The following is a 19,320-nucleotide window of genomic DNA, read 5'->3' on the forward strand; positions in this document are numbered from 1 at the left end:
AAGCAATGCCGTGTGAAGAACTGGATCTGGTCTGGAAAAATATCAAAGCCGAAGCCCGCGCGCTGGCGGACTGTGAACCGATGCTGGCCAGTTTTTATCACGCAACCTTACTCAAGCATGAAAACCTCGGCAGTGCCCTGAGCTATATGCTGGCGAACAAGCTGGCGTCGCCGATTATGCCCGCCATCGCCATTCGCGAAGTGGTGGAAGAGGCCTACGCCGCAGACCCGGAGATGATCGCCTCCGCCGCCTGTGATATTCAGGCCGTGCGCACCCGCGACCCGGCGGTGGATAAATACTCAACGCCGCTGCTCTACCTGAAAGGGTTCCACGCCCTGCAGGCGCACCGTATTGGTCACTGGCTGTGGACGCAGGGCCGACAGGCGCTGGCGATTTTCCTGCAAAACCAGGTCTCAGTGAGCTTCCAGGTTGATATTCATCCGGCAGCGACCATCGGTCGCGGCATCATGCTCGACCACGCCACCGGCATTGTGGTGGGGGAAACGGCGGTTATCGAAGATGACGTGTCGATTCTGCAATCGGTTACCCTCGGCGGCACCGGCAAAACCAGCGGCGATCGCCATCCTAAGATCCGTGAAGGGGTGATGATTGGCGCAGGGGCGAAGATCCTCGGCAATATCGAAGTGGGGCGCGGCGCGAAAATCGGTGCCGGCTCCGTGGTGTTGCAGCCCGTACCGCCGCATACCACCGCCGCAGGCGTTCCGGCGCGTATCGTTGGTAAGCCAGAGAGCGACAAGCCGGCGATGGATATGGATCAGCATTTCAGTGGAGCCAATCACGGGTTTGAGTACGGCGACGGTATTTGAAAAATGCCGGATGGCGCTGCGCTTATCCGGCCTACAACTATTTTTGCCAATAACGCCAGAAGTGCGGTAGGTTGATGCATTTGCCATACTACCCGTAGGCCGGATAAGGCGTAGCCGCCATCCGGCAATTCCAACCAACTACCTCATCAGCTGCGCAACACCGCGCCGGGATAACCGAGCTGGCGCCAGGCTTCATACACCACTACCGACACCGCATTGGAAAGGTTCATGCTGCGGCTGTCCGGCATCATCGGAATACGGATCTTCTGCTCCGGCGGTAGCGCATCAAGAATGGTGGCGGGCAGGCCGCGGGTTTCCGGGCCGAACATTAAATAATCCCCATCGGCAAACGACACGGCACTGTGCGCGGGCGTCCCTTTGGTGGTCAGCGCAAACAGGCGCTGAGGCTGAGCGGCGGCCATAAAGGCGTCGTAATCAGCGTGGCGCTGCACGGCGGTGAATTCGTGGTAATCCAGCCCTGCACGGCGCAGGCGCTTATCGTCCCAGGTAAAGCCCATCGGCTCGATGATATGCAGACGAAAGCCAGTGTTAGCGCACAGGCGGATAATGTTCCCGGTATTGGGCGGGATCTCAGGTTCAAATAAGACAATGTTCAGCATGCAGCCCCCTTAATAGCGGGGGCAGGATAGCACTCTCCCCAGGGCGGGGAGAGCATTTTTTACTACGCCGCATCGCCGTGCGACAGCGGTGCCAGCGCGGCGGGGATCTCGCTCTGCGCCTGCACCAGCGACTCTTTACTGATTTCGCGAATCGATTTCGCGCCGGTCAGCGTCATTGCCACGCGCATCTCTTTTTCAATCAGATCCAGCAGGTTAGCCACCCCCTGTCGGCCATGTGTCGCCAGCGCATAGAGATAGGCACGGCCAAGCAGCACGGTGTCGGCGCCGAGCGCAATCATCCGCACCACATCAAGGCCGTTACGAATGCCGCTGTCCGCAAGGATGGCAATATCGCCCTTCACCGCATCGGCAATCGCTGGCAGCGCGCGCGCCGAAGAGAGCACGCCATCAAGCTGGCGACCGCCGTGGTTAGAGACGACGATCCCATCCGCGCCAAAACGCACCGCGTCGCGGGCATCTTCCGGATCGAGGATCCCTTTGATCACCATCGGGCCATCCCAGAATTCGCGGATCCACTCCAGGTCCTTCCACGAGATAGAGGGATCGAAGTTGTTCGCCAGCCAGCCAATATAATCCTCCAACCCGGTTGGCTTCCCGAGGTACGCAGAGATATTGCCCAGGTCGTGAGGACGGCCATTGACGCCAACATCCCACGCCCACTGCGGATGCATCACCGACTGCCAGTAGCGGCGCAGTGCGGCGTTTGGCCCGCTCATCCCGGAGTGCGCATCGCGATAACGCGCGCCGGGGGTCGGCATATCGACGGTAAACACCAGCGTGGAACAGCCCGCTGCCTTTGCCCGCTCCAGCGCATTACGCATAAAGCCACGATCGCGCAGCACATAGAGCTGGAACCACATCGGGCGCTTAATGGTTGGTGCCACCTCTTCAATCGGGCAGACGGAGACGGTCGACAAGGTAAAGGGGATGCCTTTGGCATCTGCTGCGCCTGCGGCCTGCACTTCGCCGCGACGGGCATACATCCCGCACAGCCCGACGGGTGCCAGCGCGACCGGCATTGATAGCTGCTCCTTGAACAGCGTGGTCTCAAGGCTCAGGTCGGACATATTCTTCAGCACCCGCTGGCGGAGCGCGACCTGCGATAAATCCTCGACGTTGCGGCGCAGGGTATATTCGGCGTAAGCGCCACCGTCAATATAGTGAAACAGGAACGGCGGCAGAACGCGTTTTGCCGCGGCGCGATAGTCGCTGGCTGCGGAAATAATCATGCTTTTTTCTCCCTTAAATGAATCAGTTGCTCGTCGGGCAGGCGGGTAATGCGCGCCTGGCGGGCCCGGTCTTCGTCAAACTGGCGAATCGTGGTGTGGACGAATGCGAGGTGCGCCATCATCGCCTGACGCGCGCCCTCCGCATCGCCCGCAAGAATGGCGTTCATCACCGTGCGGTGTTGCTCCGTAAGCCGGGCGAAAACCGGCGGAACAAGGTACATGCGCTGGCGGCTCTGCTTGACCGAGGATTGCAGCAGGTCGAAGAAACCGCGCATGGTTTGCAGCAACACCACATTGTGTGAGGCTTCGGCGATTGCCAGATGGAAACGCACATCCGCCTGCGAGGCGAGATCCGGGTCATCGGATTGCGATGCCTCAAAGCAGAGCACGATTTTCTCTTTATCGGCGTCGGTCGCGCGCATCGCCGCATGCCAGGCGGTGCTGGCCTCAATGGCGTGGCGGGCTTCGAGAATATCAAAGCTGTAATCGGGGTCGTCATTGAGCAGTGTTTTCAGCGGCTGGACGATATTCTGCTCCGACCACGCCTCATGCTGCCAGCGCACAAAGGTTCCACCACCGCGGCGGCTTAACAGCACGCCTTCGTTGACCAGCATTGCCAGCGCTTCGCGTAAGGAGTTGCGTGATACGCCAAGCTGCACGGCAAGCTGGCGCTCGGCGGGCAGCTTCATGCCCGCTTCCAGTTGTTGTTCTGCAATTAACGCCCGTACGCGGTCAGCAACCTCGTCAGCCAGGCGTCTGGGTAATACGCTCATGGGATCATCCAGGTCAGCACATAAGCCTGCAGGGTGGTGATCACGCCGACCATGCAGGTGAATATCAGGCTGTGTTTGACGGTAAAGCGAAAGAGATCGGACTCTTTGCCCACAAGTCCCACCGCCGCACAGGCGATAGCGATGGACTGCGGCGAGATCATCTTGCCGGTGACGCCGCCGGTGGTGTTAGCCGCTACCATCAGCACATCCGAGACGCCAATCTGCTGCGCGGCGGTGGCTTGCAGCGCGGCAAACAGCGCGTTTGATGAGGTGTCGGAGCCGGTCAAAAAGACCCCCAGCCAGCCCAGGAACGGCGAGAAAAAGGTAAACGCACTGCCGGTGTGTGCCAGCGCTAATGCCAGCGTCGACGACAGGCCCGAGTAGTTGGAGATAAAGGCGAAAGCCAGCACCATGCCGATAGAGTAGATAGGCAGCGCCAGCTCTTTCAGCGTACCGGCAAAAGTGGTGATGGCATCCTTCGGTTTCATCTTCAGCCACACAATCGAGAGGATTGCCGCAAAGAGAATGGCGGTGCCGGTGGCAGAGAACCAGTCAAACTTATAGACCGCTGCATACGGCGTGGCGGCGTTCACCACCGGCGGCATGCGCGCCACCAGCTTATCAAGGTGCGGCACAGAGATATTAAACACCCAGTCGTAGAGCGCGCCACCCGGCGCAAAGAGCGCTTTAAAGGGTGGAACGCTCCACAGCGTCACGGTTGCAGTCAGGAACAGGAACGGCGACCAGGCGCGCAGGATCTGCCCGGCGCTGTATTTCGTGCGGGAGAGATCGAGATCGACCTGCGACGCGCCCATATCACCAAAGCGGAAAATGCGCACTGGCTTCCAGCGTTTGAGGAACAGCGTCAGGCAGACCAGCGACACCAGCGAGGAGATGATGTCCGGTAGCTCCGGGCCGATAAAGTTAGAACTGAGATACTGCGCAATGGCAAACGACCCCCCGGCAACCACTACCGCAGGCCAGGTCTCTTTCACCCCGCGCCAGCCATCCATAATCGCCATGATCCAGAAGAGCACAATAATGGTCAGGAAGGGGAGCTGGCGGCCCACCATCTGGCCGATTTCGAAGCTGTCCAGCCCGGTCACCTGGCCGGCAACCAGAATCGGAATCCCCATCGCACCGAAGGCCACCGGCGCGGTATTCACAATCAGGCACAGCCCGGCGGCATAGAGCGGGTTAAAGCCCAGCCCCACCAGCAGGGCGGCGGTGATCGCCACCGGCGCGCCAAAGCCGGCGGCCCCTTCCAGAAACGCGCCAAACGAGAAACCGACAATCAGCATCTGCAAACGCTGGTCTGGCGTAATGGAGAGAATCGACGAGCGAATAATGTCGAATTGGCCGGTTTTGACGGAGATCTTATAGACAAAGACGGCGGCGATAATAATCCACGCGATGGGCCACAGACCATAGAAAAAGCCGTACACCACCGACGCCAGCGCGCGATCCACCGGCATTTTGTAGAACAGCAGCGCAACGGCAAGGGCGATGGCAACGGTCCAGCTTGCGGCAACGTAGCCTTTGAGCTTCAGTTTTATCAGCGCGAAAAAGAAGAACAGGATCGGAAGCGATGCGATGAGGCTGGAAAGCCAGAGATTGCCAGCCGGGTCATAGTTCTGTTGCCAGAGCGTCATGCAGGTCTCCTGAGAACCACGGCAAAACCGCGAGCGATAAGTCTCTGCTTAGCTCTGTCTCACAGGTTTTGTAAAAGTGGTCCTGCCAATGGGGTTGTGTAGGGTTTGTGATAACGAATGGTTATCCAAATGTTGCGGCGTGGCAATCAGGCTGTGAAGGGATTTAGTGGAACTGTGAAGCGCGGAGAAAAAGCACAGGGAATTGGTAGGGCCAATTAAGGCCGCCCGCGCGCTCAAGGGAGGCGGGGCGGAGAGAAGCTATCAGAACTCGGTGTTGGCGAAACCGGTCATCGCGTCGAGGCCCATTTCACGGCCCAGCGCCGTCATCGGGTGAACCACGACAATCCCGCGCACGCTTTTTTTCAGCTTGCCGAGGTCAGCCTGCTCTTTCTTGGTAATCGGGCGGCTGTAGCGCATTTGCGTCAGCTTCTGCGCCTCTTTACTCAGCTTCTGGCTGTACTGGTCGCGCAGACGGGCGATTTCGGTTTCCAGCGTGGTCTTCTCTTTTTCCAGTTCGGCGTACTTCTCAGCCGCATCAACCAGAGAGAGCTCCGCCTGCTGGTGGCGGATGGCGTCGAGACGGTCGCTCAGACGCTTAATTTCGTTTTTTTCGACTTCTTTCATGATAGGCATTTTCTTCAGGAACAAAGTGCAAGGATACAACACTTCAGGAGGGGATTACTTCTGGAATGCTTTTTTTAAGCTGATCCGTGAGATCAGCTCGGTGAGCGAGAGCACCATGGTGGAGCGCACCACCTGCTGATAACGCTGTTTTTGCATGGCGAAAAAATCTGCATCGCTGGTATCGAACACAGGCTGAGGCGGCAGGGCGGCGACGCAGTGCAGCTCGCCAAACGGCCCGAGGATCTCATCATCGGTGAAGGCGTACTCGGTGCCATCGTGGTTCAGCTCTTCGCGCAGCGCCATCAGCAGCTCGGCATCTTCATACTCGGCCCGCGAGATAACCCCGAGGCCGTAAATCAGCTTCAAACGCACAGACAAATTGCCCAGCGGGCCGTCACCGTCCAGCAGCGGCTCGACGGCATATTTCACCGCGTAGTCATCTTTGCGAAACACCTGCAGCACGAGGATGTTGATCGCTTCGTTGAGCAACTCAACGGCGGCAATCAAAAAACTGCGCACGGTTTTTCCCGCATTCAGACGCTCGAGTACACGGTTTTCGAAAGCCTGGGTGTGTTCCATTATTGCCTGCATATCTGACAACTTCGTTAGCTGGCGCGGGATCTCCCGCGCCAATATCGGCATCATGCCTGGGATTGATAAGCGTTGACGGCTTCCTGTACCACCGGGCTGTCGGCGTCGAGACCGGAAACCTGTGCCAGTGCCGCCTGCGGGCCTTTCTCAGCAATAAGCTGAGCCAGCTCCTGCGCCTGCGGATCCTCTTCGCTGCGATAGTGCATCGCGGCAGCGATCCCTTGCACCAGGTTTGCGTGCGGCAGGTTGTACTCCAGCGTGCCGAGCAGCGGTTTAATCAGACGGTCGCCCGCGCTCAGTTTACGCAGCGGTTGACGCCCTACGCGCTCCACATCGTCTTTCAGATAGGGGTTCTCAAAACGACCCAGGATTTTCTGAATATAGGCTGCGTGCTTGTCAGCATCGAAGCCATAACGCTTGATCAGCACCGCGCCGCTCTCTTCCATCGCGCCTTTCACCACGGCACGAATTTTCTCATCAAGGATCGCGTCGCGAATGGTTTGATGACCGGTCTGTTTTCCAAGGTAGGCGGTTATAGCATGCCCGGTATTTAGCGTGAAGAGTTTACGCTCAACAAAGGCCATCAAATTGTCGGTCAGCTCCATCCCCGGAATGGTCGGCAGCGCGCCCTTAAACTGGGTTTTGTCGACAATCCACTCGCTGAAGGTCTCAACCGTCACTTCCAGCGGATCGTTGTTGGCAGATGCAGAAGGGGGAACAATGCGGTCAACGGCAGAGTCAACGAAGCCGACATGCGCCTCAACCCAGGCTTTATCCTCCTCCGCCAACTGGGCGAAAACGTGCCCTTTCAACTGGCTGGTGCCGCGCACCATATTTTCACAGGCGATAATGTTCAGCGGCGTATCAATGCCCTGCGCCTTACGTTTTACCAGCCCTTTGGCAACCGCCGGGGCGATACGCTCCAGCACCACCGGGCCAACGGCGGTAGTAACTAAATCCACCTGCGCAATCAGGTCGACAACCTCATCACCGATGCTGCTCACCGCATTGACGCCAGAGACGGTATCCACCTGCTCTTGTTCACCGACTACGTGAACCTGATAGCTATGACGGGCGTTGAGGGCGTCCAGAACGACCTGATTAACATCGGCGAACGTCAGTTCAATCCCCGCGTCGGCCAACAGCTTGCCGATAAAGCCACGTCCGATATTACCTGCGCCAAAATGTAATGCTTTCATAGAATGACCCTTTATCAATGTTTTTACCCGAGAGGGCTGGGGTGAGGAACGTCAGCGGGTTCTCCTCACCCAAGCCCTCTCCTCCGAAGAGGAGAGAACGTGGAGCGGATTACTGATTCAGTAATGCCAGCACTTCCTCAACGCTTGTGGTGTGCGAGAGACGTTCGACAATCGTCTCATCATCCAGCGCGTTAGTCAGGCTGGTAATGACCTGAATGTGTTCGTTATTGCGCGCGGCAATGCCGATCACCAGATGCGCAATCTCATCCTCTTCTTCACCGAAGCGCACGCCCTGCGGATACTGGCAGAAGACCACGCCGGTTTTCAGGACGCGATCTTTCGCTTCCACCGTGCCGTGCGGAACCGCAATAGACTGGCCCAGATAGGTCGGCGTCATTTTTTCACGTTCCAGCATCGCGTCAATATATTCAGGCTGTACATAGCCGCCTTTGACCAGCTGCTCACCGGCAAAGCGAATCGCCTCTTCTTTCTGCGTGGCGCTACAGCCGAGGAAGATATTTTCCGCGCCCAGCTTAAACAGATGGGTGTTGGAGGTATCAAAGCTATCCTGCAGGCTGCTGTTAACCTTCGCTTCGTTAGTCGTGTGGCGTTGGGCAGCCACCAGACGCTCGGTCAGGCCGGTGTAAAGGCCGCTGTCGAGGAAGTTGGTCAGCGAGATATGCTGCGCTTGCGGTGCCTGGCGCATGGCGCGCTCGGTCAGGTCGCGGTGCGTAATCACCAGGTCGACATCGGACGGCAGACTGTTAATCGCGCTGTTGGTAACAGAGATGTTGGTCAGACCCGCATCCTGCACTTTCTTACGCAGCACGCCGGCGCCCATGGCGCTGGAGCCCATCCCGGCATCACATGCGACGATGATTTTGCGCACGTGGCTCAGATCGTTAGTGACATCTTTTGTGCCCTGCGCAGCCGCAGCGCCTTTGGATTCGGCTTTCATATCGTGCATACGGCGGGTTGCCGCTTCGATATCGTCCTCGTCCTCTTTCACTTTGCTGGTTTTCAGCAGGATTGCCGCGATAACGAAGGAGACAATCATGGCTGCGAAAATCGCCGCGAGGTTAGCGAAGTAAGCGCCTTTTGGCGTCATCGCCAGTACCGCGAGGATAGAGCCCGGAGAAGCCGGAGAGACCAGGCCGCCGTTGAGCACGCTCAGGGTAAAGACGCCGGTCATACCGCCGAGGATCACCGCAATCAGCAGACGCGGGTTCATCAGCACGTACGGGAAGTAAATCTCATGGATCCCGCCGAGGAAGTGGATAATCGCCGCGCCGCCCGCAGACTGCTTCGCGCTACCGCGACCGAAGAACATATAGGCCAGCAGGATACCCATACCCGGACCCGGGTTTGCTTCGATCAGGAAGAAGATGGACTTGCCGATCTCATGGGACTGCTGAATACCCAGCGGCGAGAAGATACCGTGGTTGATGGCGTTGTTAAGGAAGAGGATTTTCGCCGGCTCAACGAAGATAGAGGCCAGCGGCAGCATGTCGTGAACCACCATAAAGTTCACGCCCGCAGCGAGCGCTTTAGAGAGCACTTCCACCGCCGGGCCAATCGCCAGAAACGCCAGAATGGCGAGGATCATCCCGATGATGCCCGCGGAGAAGTTGTTCACCAGCATTTCGAAACCGGACTTGATCTTACCGTCGACGGCCGCGTCAAATTTCTTGATGCAGTAGCCGCCCAGCGGGCCTGCAATCATCGCGCCGAGGAACATCGGCATATCCGCGCCCACGATCACGCCCATGGTGGTGATAGCACCGACCACGCCGCCGCGATCGCCGCCTACCAGGCGACCGCCGGTAAAACCGATCAGCAGTGGCAGCAGGTAGGTAATCATCGGGCCGACGAGTTTCGCCAGCGTCTCGTTAGGTAACCATCCTGTCGGAATAAACAGGGCGGTGATAATCCCCCACGCGATAAAGGCGCCGATATTCGGCATCACCATATTGCTCAGGAAACGACCAAAGCTTTGCACCTTGATCTTGATATCGGATGACATAAAACACCCCTTCTTATGTTTGCTAGCGCACAGGCCGGAAGCCCGAGGTTTATTGTTAATGTGGCGGCAGAGGTAGCCGGACCTGAATTGTCTGTGATGCGGAATCTGGCACCGAATCGTTAACCTGTCCAGATGACACACTTTTATGTGATCTTGATCACGCTGGTGCTGGGGGTTATCCACCATTCATAGTGACTTGCGTCACAAAAAATGAGTGTAAAAAAAGAACAGTGCGCAGAATTTGCCCGGCGCTGGGGAATAAATGTGATTCAAATCACATTTATTTGTCGGAAGTTTGTTAGTTATTTGTGACGTGAATCACAAGATATTTTCCTCGGAAAATTCCGAACGTGATCGACCGCAAAGTGCGCCTTTTCGAAAGACCAAAGATGTAACTCCCTTTCACCCATCAGCCGCTATTTATGCTGCGGTAAGAAATTGACAGCGTGATGAACGCAACGCGCGCTTTCTACGCTTTAAGAGAGGCTCTTTTTTTCTGGATGAGATTCCTGGTTTTAGCCGCTTGCCGTTCCAGCCTGAGTGAAAAGGACTATTTTGTTATTGACCTGCGATGTAAGGAGGTTCGCTGTACAACCCCGGCACGTGACGTACACTCTTTTTTAACCCTGCGGCAAATTTCAAAAGGACACGGCAATGAAACTGATCGGCAGCTATACCAGCCCGTTTGTACGCAAAATCTCCGTCATACTGCTGGAAAAAGGCATCACCTTCGAATTTATCAATGAGCAGCCCTACAACGCCGACAGCGGCGTCGGTCACTATAATCCGCTCGGCAAAGTGCCGGCGCTGGTCACCGATGAGGGGGAAGTGTGGTACGACTCGCCGATCATTGCGCAATACATTGACCTGCTGGGTGCAGAGCCGCCGATGCTGCCGGACGATGCTAAAGCGGCGCTGAAAATCCGCCAGCTGGAAGCGCTGGCCGACGGCATTATGGATGCTGCGCTGGTCTCGGTGCGTGAGTTAGCGCGCCCGGTAGAGCAGCAGTCGCAGGCGGAGCTGCTGCGCCAGCGGGAAAAAGTCTCTCGCGGTCTGGATGCGCTGGAAAAGTGCCTGCAAGAGGGCGAACTCGGTGTCGATACGCTCAACCTGGCCACCATCGCCATTGCCTGCGCCATCAGCTACCTCAACTTCCGCCGCGTCTCGCCGGGCTGGAACGTCGATCGCCCATTGCTGGTGAAGCTGGTGGAAAATCTCTTCCAGCGTGAAAGCTTTGCCCGCACGGAACCGCCCAAGGCGTGATCCGTGTTATGCCCGCCTGAGAAAATCGCTGTACAATCCCCCTCACGTCAACACCCCTGACGGGAGGGGTAACTCCACAGCCGGGCCTTTTCATGACAACTCTTTACAGCCAGATTCCCTCGACCGATCGCCTGTTACGTGATGAGGCGTTCGCGTCGCTGTTAACCACGTATGGCCATAGCCGCGTCACGCAAACCCTGCGTCAGCTGCAGGATGAGGCGCGCGCAGCGATCCGCGACGCCCAGCGCTTGCCTGCATGGTGTGAAAACTGGGCGCAGGCTGCGTCGCAGCGCCTGGAGCATGAGAACAGCCACGCGCTGCGGTCGGTGTTTAACCTTAGCGGCACGGTGCTGCACACCAACCTCGGGCGCGCGGTGCAGTCGCAGGCCGCCATTGATGCGGTGACGACGGCGATGGGCTCGGCGGTAACGCTGGAATACGATCTCGACGGCGCCGGGCGCGGTCATCGCGATCGCGCCATTGCGGCGCTGCTCTGCCAGTTAACCGGCGCGGAAGATGCCTGCATCGTTAACAACAATGCCGCGGCGGTGCTGCTGATGCTGGCGGCAACGTCAGCCGGCGGTGAAGTGGTGGTATCGCGCGGCGAGCTGGTGGAGATTGGCGGCGCGTTTCGTATTCCCGATGTGATGCGCCAGGCGGGCTGCATTCTGCATGAAGTGGGCACCACCAACCGCACCCACGCCAAAGATTACCGCCAGGCGATCAATGCCAACACCGCGGCACTGATGAAAGTCCACACCAGTAACTACCACATTGCAGGCTTTACCAAAGCGGTGGAGGAAGCCGAGCTGGTTGAACTGGCGCAGGAAGCCGACCTGCCGGTGATTGTCGATCTCGGCAGCGGCTCGCTGGTCGATTTAAGCCTCTACGGTTTACCGAAAGAGCCGATGCCGCAGGCGCTGATTGCCGCGGGTGTCAGCCTGGTGAGCTTCTCCGGCGATAAGCTGCTCGGTGGGCCGCAGGCGGGGATTATCGTCGGTAAAAAGGCGCTGATTGAGCAGCTTCAGCACCACCCGCTGAAACGCGCGCTGCGGGCGGATAAAATGACTCTCGCGGCGCTGGAAGCGACGCTGCGCCTCTATCTGCACCCGGAAAAACTGACGCAAAATCTGCCGACGCTGCGCTATCTCACTCGCCCACAGGCGGAGATCCGCGACCAGGCCCAGCGCTTGTGCGACGCGCTTACCGCCCGCTACAGCGAGTTTGCGCTGCGCGTCGAGCCCTGTCTGTCGCAAATTGGCAGCGGATCGCTGCCCGTCGAGCGGCTGCCGGGCGCGGCGCTAACCTTTACCCCGCATGACGGCAGCGGCCGTCGTCTGGAAGCGCTGGCAAGCGAGTGGCGCACGCTGCCGCAGCCGGTGATTGGTCGTATCTATGAGGGCCGTCTGTGGCTCGATTGCCGCTGTCTTGATGATGAATCCCGCTTGCTGGAGATATTGCTGAAATGATTATTGCCACTGCCGGGCATGTTGACCACGGCAAAACCACCCTGATAGAGGCCATTACCGGCGTCAACGCCGACCGCTTGCCGGAAGAGAAGCGGCGCGGCATGACTATCGATCTGGGCTACGCCTACTGGCCACAGCCGGATGGCCGCGTGCCGGGCTTTATAGATGTGCCGGGGCATGAAAAATTCCTCAGTAATATGCTGGCGGGCGTCGGCGGTATCGATCACGCCCTGCTGGTGGTGGCCTGCGACGATGGCGTGATGGCGCAGACCCGTGAACACCTGGCGATTTTGCAACTGACCGGCAACCCGGCGCTCACCGTCGCGCTTACCAAAGCCGATCGCGTTGACGAAGCGCGCATCAACGAGGTGCGCGAAGAGGTGGAGCAGACCTTACGGGAGTTTGGCTACCCACAGGCGACGCTGTTTGTCACCGCTGCCGCCGGGATGCGCGGCATTCATGCGCTGCGCGCGCACCTGTTGCAGCTGCCGGAGCGGGCGCACCCGGAGCATCAGCGTTTCCGGCTGGCGCTGGATCGCGCCTTTACGGTGAAGGGGGCAGGGCTGGTGGTCACCGGCACGGCGCTCTCTGGCGATGTCCGTATCGGCGATACGCTGTGGCTCACCGGCGTTAATAAGCCGATGCGCGTGCGCGGTCTGCATGCGCAGAATCAACCCGTTGAGCATGCCCACGCCGGGCAGCGCATTGCGTTGAACATTGCCGGTGATGCGGAAAAAGAGGCGCTCAGCCGCGGCGACTGGCTGCTGTCGCAACAGCCGCCTGCGCCAACGGAGCGGGCGATCGTTGCCCTCCATAGCCATACGCCGCTCACCCAGTGGCAGCCGCTGCATATCCATCACGCCGCCAGCCATGTTACCGGTCGCGTGTCGCTGCTGGAGGATGGCTTAGCCGAGCTGGTGCTGGATACGCCGCTGTGGCTGGCAGATAACGACCGGCTGGTGCTGCGCGATATCTCCGCGCGCACTACGCTTGCAGGCGCTCGCGTGGTGACGCTGAACTCGCCACGGCGCGGCAAACGCAAAGCGGACTATCTGGCGTGGATCGCTGACCTTGCGCGTGCTGAAGATGATGCGCAGGCGCTCAGCGCGCACCTGTCGCGCGGCGCGGTGGATCTCACCGCCTTCGGCTGGGCGCGTCAGCTCAGCACCAGCGGCCTGAATCTGCTGCTGGAAAATCCCTGTTTTATTCGTGCCGGTAATAACCTGCTCGATGCGCCGATAGCCGCCCGCTGGCAGCGCAAGCTGCTGGAGACGCTGGCGACCTACCATCAGCAGCACCATGACGAACCCGGCCCTGGCCGCGAGCGTCTACGCCGCATGGCGCTGCCGATGGAGGATGAAGCGCTGGTCTTAACGCTGATTGAGCGTATGCGCGAAAGCGGCGATATCCAGAGCCATCACGGCTGGCTGCATCTGCCGGAGCATAAAGCCGGTTTTAACGATGAGCAGGCACAGCTGTGGCAGAAAGCCGCACCGCTCTTCGGCGATGAACCCTGGTGGGTGCGTGATTTGGCGCGTGAAACGGGGGTTGATGAGCAGGTGATGCGCGGCGTATTGCGCCAGGCGGCGCAGCAGGGGCTGATTACCGCTATCGTCAAAGACCGCTACTACCGCAACGATCGCATTGTCACCTTCGCCAGCATGATCCGCGATCTCGATCAGGGGCGCGGCTCCACCAGCGCGGCGGATTTTCGCGACCAGCTCAATGTCGGGCGCAAGCTGGCGATTCAGATCCTTGAGTACTTCGATCGCATTGGTTTTACCCGCCGCCGGGGCAATGACCATATTCTGCGCGACAAGGCGCTCTTTATTAACGAGAAGGGTTAAGGCACTACGCCCGGGGAGAAATCTGCCGATCTGCCGGGTGCGATCAAAGCGCGCAGGCAGTTTTTTCTGGCACTCTCGCTCTTTTCAGCCTCAGGCGGGAGGACGCGTGAACCGATTTATCATCGCCGATGCGGAAAAATGCATCGGCTGCCGCACCTGCGAAGTGGCCTGCGCGGTGTCGCACCAGCAAAATCAGGATTGTTCGGGCCTTAATCCCGCCCGTTTCTCTTCACGCATTCGCGTGGTCAAAACCGGCGACTTCTCCACGGCAGTTACCTGCCATCACTGTGAAGAGGCACCCTGTGCCAGAGCCTGCCCGGTCGGTGCCATTTACCGCGCGCAGGGCGCAGTGGCGGTGGAGCAGTCGCGCTGTATTGGCTGCAAAAGCTGCATGATCGCCTGCCCGTTCGGCGCAATGGAGGTGACTTCAGCACCGCTGCAGGCGCTGAAGTGCGATCTCTGTCAGCACCGCGATGGCGGGCCAGCCTGCGTTGAGGCCTGCCCGACGAGCGCGCTGAGTTGTGTCGATCCGGCGCGGTTACGCGAAGCGCGGCTAAAAAGCCTGCCCGCGTAAACCGTTGTCAGGCGCTGTGCTCCTGCCAGGCGCGCTCCACCTCTTCGGCGAGGATTTTAACGCCCGCTTCGATAAGCTCTGGCTCCGGCACATAGTTCATGCGCATGCATTGATGAGTGTGCGGCCACGGCTTATCGAGGCCGGGGAAGAAGTAGTCTCCCGGCACCATCAACACGCCGCGTTTTTTCAGGCGCTGGTACAAAAGCTCGGTGCTGATCGGCAGATCTTTAAACCACAGCCAGAGGAAAATGGCCCCTTCCGGTTTATGGATCAGGCAGCGCTCCGGCGGCAGATAACGGCGCAGCGTGGCGATGGTCTCCTGCACGCGCTGGTAGTAAAACGGCTTAATCACCTCGTTTGAGAGGCGCAGCAGGTCTTTGCGCTTAATCATCTCGCACATCATCGCCGGGCCAATGCCGCCCGGTGAGAGGCTGATAATGCCGTTCATATTGCGAATGGCAGAGATCACTTTGTCATTGGCGATAATGATGCCGCAGCGGCTGCCCGGCAGGCCCAGCTTCGACAGGCTCATGCAGAGAATGATATTCGGGTTCCACAGCGGGCGCGCTTCGCTGAAGATAATGCCGGGGAAGGGGACGCCGTACGCGTTATCAATCACCAGCGGGATATTGTGCTGATTGGCCAGCACGTCCAGCTTCATCAGTTCCTCATCGGTGATGACGTTGCCGGTCGGGTTGGTCGGGCGCGAGACGCAGATCATCCCCGTCTCTTCACCAATATGCAGGTGCTCGAAATCGACGTGGTACTTAAACTGCCCTTCCGGCAGCAGTTCGATATTGGGTCGCGTAGAGACGAAGAGATCCTCTTCCAGCCCGGCGTCGGCGTAGCCGATATACTCGGGTGCCAGCGGGAAGAGCACTTTGCGCGTGCTGCCGTCGGCGCGGCGGCCGGCAAAGAGGTTAAACAAGTAGAAAAACGCGCTCTGGCTGCCGTTTGTCAGTGCAATGTTCTGCGGTTCAATATCCCAACCTAACTCTTCACGCAGCATCGCGGCCAGCGCCGTCAGAAGCTCGGTTTTTCCCTGTGGACCATCGTAATTACACAGGGCATCCGTGGCGCTGCCGCTCTCCAGCATCTGCGAAAGCAGCTGCTGGAAGTAGTCGGTCATCGCCGGGATTTTTGCCGGGTTGCCACCGCCGAGCATGATAGCGCCTGGGGTGCGTAAACCGTCGTTAAGATCCTCCATCAGACGCGTAATGCCTGAATGTCGGGTAAATTTGTCGCCGAAAAGTGAAAATGTCATCGCTACTGCTCTGTCGGGCTGCGGGTGAAAGTGGCTAACCATAACGCTCTCACCCGCGAGGTGCAAATCTCCCTTCGTCGCAGTTTATCGACGTTTGCTCTTAACAAGAGTGCTTTATCAGCACAATCTTCTGGTATTAATTCTGCTGCGCACGTCCGGCCCAGACGACCATCACTTTATCCTCGCCCTGGGTGCGCACAAAGCCGTAACCCTGTGGCAACGTAAGCGATGTTTGCTTGCCGCTGCCGAGCGCCGGATGGCGGGCGCGGAACTGCCCGAGCGTCTGCCAGTGGCGCAGGCTGGCGGCGGCTTTACCATCAAGATCCTGCCAGTTCATCTGCGATCGCGTCCCTTGTAGCGGATCCGAACCTGTCGGGCCAAAGGGACGATCGGTTTCGTCGCCGTAGAAGATCTGCACCGCACCAGGGGCGAGCAGCAGCAGCTCTGCCGACTGCGCACCGCCTTCGCGGAACAGGCGGGTATCGTGGGAAGAGAGGTAGCTCAGCACATTAAAGCTTTGCAGCTTCTCCGCCATCTCTTGCCAGACGCTGTCCATATTCGCCAGGCAACTGGCGGCATCTGCGGCCTGCTGCTGGTAGTCGAAGTTGATCATCGCATCGAAACCGTGCTGATAGTAAGCGCTCTGCATCACGCCGTGCCCCCAGGATTCGCCGGTCATCCAGAAGGGCGCATCGTCGGTTTTCTTCTGCGGGTTGGCCTGTTTCCACTCTGCCAGCGCCGCCGTTGCCTGGGTTTTTAACTGCTGCCAGGCCTCCAGCTCAACGTGTTTGGCGGTATCAACGCGGAAACCATCAATGCCGTAGTCGCGCACCCACTGGCTCAGCCAGTGGGTCAAATAGTCGCGTGGCGTGTAACCGGCAATCTCGCGCGCGGCGGTATCCGGTTTATGGCGATAAAAGAGCGGCAGCCCGGAAGCTTCTTTCGATTCGGTTTTCAGATCCGGCAGGAAGGCCAGCGACATCGTCAAATCGTCGAAACCGGGGTTGTCGTAATCGCCAATATCGGTACGGATCCACTTTTTGCCCCACCAGTTTTGCCAGGCGGTTTTATCGCTGAAGTTGATGTAATCATTGAAGCTGTGCCAGGTTTGCCCGGCGGCAGGTTTCCAGTCGGTCCAGTGCTCGCCGAGGATTTTTTTGCGCTCCTCCTCTTTCAGGTAGAGCGCGCCGAACTGGTAGGTCTGCATATCCGCAAGCGTTGCGTAACCGGCGTGGTTCATCACCACATCAAACAGCACGCGGATGCCGCGGCGGTGCGCTTCATCAACCAGCGTGCGCAGATCGTTTTCATCGCCCATATTGGCGTCGAGGCGCGTCCAGTCGAGCGTGTAGTAACCGTGGTAGGCGTAGTGGGGGAAATCCCCTTTGGTGCCGCCACCAACCCAGCCGTGGATCTGCTCCAGCGGCGAGCTGATCCACAGCGCGTTTACGCCGAGCTGCTGCAAATAGTCGAGCTTGCTGGTCAGCCCCTTCAGGTCGCCGCCGTGAAAGGTGCCAATCTCCTGCATGCCATCTTTGTGCCGCCCGTAGCTATTGTCATTGGCGGGATCGCCGTTGACATAGCGGTCGGTCAGCACGAAGTAGACCGTGGCGTTATGCCACTGAAATGGTGCCGCGCCGCGCGTCTGCGCAGGCTCAAGCAGCAGCAGGCCGTTGCTCTCTTTCGCTGGCAGCAGCGTGATTTTGCCCTCGCGCACCGTCGCGGTTTGTTGGCTGTAGAAATCCCGCACTTCGCTGCCTTCCGGGAAGGTGTCGCCCACCGGAATGGTCAGCGGTTTATCGCTGCGCACCGGGCACTGGCGCGCCACCACCGTTTGCTTCTCTGCCGGGGCTTTCACGCTGATTAACAGCGTCGGCGTGCCGGAGCGGGTATCAAGCTGCAACTGATAGTCGCCGTCGCGGAAGATGCGCCACTGCGGCGCGCTGGCGCTGCACGGCACAAGCGACAGCATCTGATTGAGCTTGATGGCTCCGGCAGGCTGCCAGCACGCGTCGCCTTGCTGCACGGTAACGGGCATCTCACCCTTTTTCAGCGTTGCCTGGCTGCGCCAGACGCCGGTGCCGTCGTCAGTTAACGCGGGAAAACCGGCAGCCGTCCAGTTGGCGCAGGCGACGCCAGGCAGTAACAGCAGAAGTAAGGCAGCGTGTTTCATCAATAAGCCCCGTGATAGCGATTTTCCCTAGTGTGCCCGTCTGCTGGCGCGGGTGACTCCTCCCCATCGCCGGTTCGCCAGGGAGGAGAGCGAGGGTTGAGAAAATACGTAAAACGTGCGGTTTTCGAAATTGCGATAATCGCCGCAATTTTAAGAACTTGTGCGCTTTATATGCAGTTTACCGGTGACATAGTTTCAGAATTGGATTATTTCTGTACGTGCCCGATAAGGTTAATTTTGGTATGATTTGCGATTCAGCCCGCAAAATCGTGCATAAAAGAAGGCGTTGGAATGCTTATATCCGACCAGGAGACCTAATGATATCGATACCCATGCGACGAAGTGGGGCGACGATACTCATGTTTTTCACCTTGATGTTTTCAGGTGGAGTGCTGGCAAAAACGCACACAGAAACAGCGAGTCACAAAGCCCACGTCACTAAGGCAAGCGTAAAAAAACAGGCAAGCAGTAAGAAAGAGTATTCTCGCAATAGTGTAAAAAGCCGTTCACTTCCTGATTTGCGAAAATACCCTTCCGGGACACCACGAAAGAGAGCGTTTCTCCGGACCGTAATGCCTTACATCACCAGCAAAAACGCTGCGATCACCGCAGAGCGTAACTGGCTGCTCAGAAAACAGTACGACAGCCAGTGGTCGCCCTCTGAGCGCACGCGTATGAAGGATATTGCCAAACGCTACAAAGTGAGCTGGTCCGGGAATACGCGCCGTATTCCGTGGAACACGCTGCTGGAGCGCGTTGACATTATTCCGGACAGCATGGTCGCCACCATGGCCGCAGCAGAGAGCGGCTGGGGCACCTCTAAGCTGGCGCGCAGCAACAACAACCTGTTCGGCATGAAGTGCGCGAAAGGCGCCTGTAAAAGCGGCTCGGGCAGAGTGAAAGGCTACTCGCAGTTTGGCTCGGTGCAGGAGTCGGTGGACGCTTACGTCACCAACCTGAACACGCACGCGGCCTATGCTTCATTCCGTAAATCCCGTGCGCAGCTGCGTAAAGCGGACCAGGAAGTAACGGCGACGGCGATGATCCACAAGCTGAAGGGCTACTCCACCCGCGGCGCGAGTTATAACAACTATCTGTTTGCCATGTATCAGGACAATCAGCAGTTAATTGCCGCCCACATGTAACCCCGCTTGCTGAAACGCCTTCCGCC

General features: G+C 58.6%; 16 protein-coding genes. 6 read left to right on the top strand and 10 right to left on the bottom strand.

Annotated features, from left to right (window positions below; all coding sequences use genetic code 11):
• Window positions 1-5: 5 nt before the first annotated feature.
• Window positions 6-827 (top strand): serine O-acetyltransferase, encoded by an 822-nt coding sequence (cysE, locus tag BWI95_RS08530; protein WP_076769327.1) that lies wholly within the window; start codon window positions 6-8, stop codon window positions 825-827.
• Between the two features lie 146 nt (window positions 828-973).
• On the opposite strand, the gene trmL is transcribed toward cysE, so the two are convergent.
• From trmL to BWI95_RS08570, 8 genes are all read right to left on the bottom strand, one after another.
• On the bottom strand, window positions 974-1,447 hold the full coding sequence (gene trmL / locus BWI95_RS08535; RefSeq protein ID WP_042718666.1) for a tRNA (uridine(34)/cytosine(34)/5-carboxymethylaminomethyluridine(34)-2'-O)-methyltransferase TrmL: 474 nt from the start codon (window positions 1,445-1,447) through the stop codon (window positions 974-976).
• Between the two features lie 62 nt (window positions 1,448-1,509).
• Window positions 1,510-2,697: an FMN-dependent L-lactate dehydrogenase LldD gene (lldD, locus tag BWI95_RS08540; protein WP_076769328.1), complete on the bottom strand. Its 1,188-nt coding sequence runs from the start codon at window positions 2,695-2,697 to the stop codon at window positions 1,510-1,512.
• Window positions 2,694-3,470, bottom strand: coding sequence for a transcriptional regulator LldR (gene lldR / locus BWI95_RS08545; protein ID WP_076769329.1), 777 nt, complete (start codon window positions 3,468-3,470; stop codon window positions 2,694-2,696). The genes lldD and lldR overlap by 4 nt, the downstream gene beginning before the upstream one ends.
• Window positions 3,467-5,122 (bottom strand): L-lactate permease, encoded by a 1,656-nt coding sequence (gene lldP / locus BWI95_RS08550; RefSeq protein WP_042718661.1) that lies wholly within the window; start codon window positions 5,120-5,122, stop codon window positions 3,467-3,469. Before lldP ends, lldR begins: the two co-directional genes overlap by 4 nt.
• Window positions 5,123-5,383: 261 nt before the next feature.
• On the bottom strand, window positions 5,384-5,746 hold the full coding sequence (locus tag BWI95_RS08555; protein WP_042718723.1) for a YibL family ribosome-associated protein: 363 nt from the start codon (window positions 5,744-5,746) through the stop codon (window positions 5,384-5,386).
• Between the two features lie 54 nt (window positions 5,747-5,800).
• Complete coding sequence (gene mtlR, locus BWI95_RS08560) at window positions 5,801-6,388, bottom strand: mannitol operon repressor MtlR (RefSeq protein ID WP_076770295.1); 588 nt, start codon at window positions 6,386-6,388, stop codon at window positions 5,801-5,803.
• Window positions 6,388-7,536: a mannitol-1-phosphate 5-dehydrogenase gene (gene mtlD / locus BWI95_RS08565; RefSeq protein WP_054802703.1), complete on the bottom strand. Its 1,149-nt coding sequence runs from the start codon at window positions 7,534-7,536 to the stop codon at window positions 6,388-6,390. Before mtlD ends, mtlR begins: the two co-directional genes overlap by 1 nt.
• A 109-nt stretch (window positions 7,537-7,645) precedes the next feature.
• Window positions 7,646-9,559: a PTS mannitol transporter subunit IICBA gene (locus BWI95_RS08570; protein ID WP_076769330.1), complete on the bottom strand. Its 1,914-nt coding sequence runs from the start codon at window positions 9,557-9,559 to the stop codon at window positions 7,646-7,648.
• Window positions 9,560-10,213: 654 nt separating this feature from the next.
• On the opposite strand from BWI95_RS08570, the gene BWI95_RS08575 reads away from it, so the two are divergent.
• The 4 genes from BWI95_RS08575 (at window position 10,214) to BWI95_RS08590 (ending at window position 14,712) form a co-directional block, all read left to right on the top strand.
• Window positions 10,214-10,822, top strand: coding sequence for a glutathione S-transferase (locus BWI95_RS08575; protein WP_054802702.1), 609 nt, complete (start codon window positions 10,214-10,216; stop codon window positions 10,820-10,822).
• A gap of 92 nt (window positions 10,823-10,914) precedes the next feature.
• Complete coding sequence (gene selA, locus BWI95_RS08580; protein ID WP_076769331.1) at window positions 10,915-12,291, top strand: L-seryl-tRNA(Sec) selenium transferase; 1,377 nt, start codon at window positions 10,915-10,917, stop codon at window positions 12,289-12,291.
• Window positions 12,288-14,138, top strand: a complete 1,851-nt coding sequence (selB, locus tag BWI95_RS08585; RefSeq protein WP_076769332.1) for a selenocysteine-specific translation elongation factor — start codon at window positions 12,288-12,290, stop codon at window positions 14,136-14,138. Before selA ends, selB begins: the two co-directional genes overlap by 4 nt.
• A gap of 106 nt (window positions 14,139-14,244) precedes the next feature.
• Window positions 14,245-14,712 (top strand): 4Fe-4S dicluster domain-containing protein, encoded by a 468-nt coding sequence (locus tag BWI95_RS08590; protein ID WP_054802701.1) that lies wholly within the window; start codon window positions 14,245-14,247, stop codon window positions 14,710-14,712.
• A 7-nt stretch (window positions 14,713-14,719) separates the two neighbouring features.
• Here BWI95_RS08590 and avtA read toward each other — a convergent pair whose 3' ends face one another.
• Complete coding sequence (gene avtA, locus BWI95_RS08595; RefSeq protein ID WP_187291293.1) at window positions 14,720-15,976, bottom strand: valine--pyruvate transaminase; 1,257 nt, start codon at window positions 15,974-15,976, stop codon at window positions 14,720-14,722.
• Between the two features lie 136 nt (window positions 15,977-16,112).
• The gene (locus tag BWI95_RS08600) at window positions 16,113-18,149 is read right to left on the bottom strand and encodes an alpha-amylase (RefSeq protein WP_076769333.1); all 2,037 of its coding nucleotides are present in this window, start codon (window positions 18,147-18,149) and stop codon (window positions 16,113-16,115) included.
• Window positions 18,150-18,466: 317 nt separating this feature from the next.
• Between BWI95_RS08600 and BWI95_RS08605 the strand changes: the two genes are divergently transcribed.
• On the top strand, window positions 18,467-19,294 hold the full coding sequence (locus tag BWI95_RS08605) for a protein bax (RefSeq protein ID WP_076769334.1): 828 nt from the start codon (window positions 18,467-18,469) through the stop codon (window positions 19,292-19,294).
• Window positions 19,295-19,320: the final 26 nt, after the last annotated feature.

The sequence above is a fragment of the Kosakonia cowanii JCM 10956 = DSM 18146 genome (assembly GCF_001975225.1).
GTDB lineage: Bacteria > Pseudomonadota > Gammaproteobacteria > Enterobacterales > Enterobacteriaceae > Kosakonia > Kosakonia cowanii.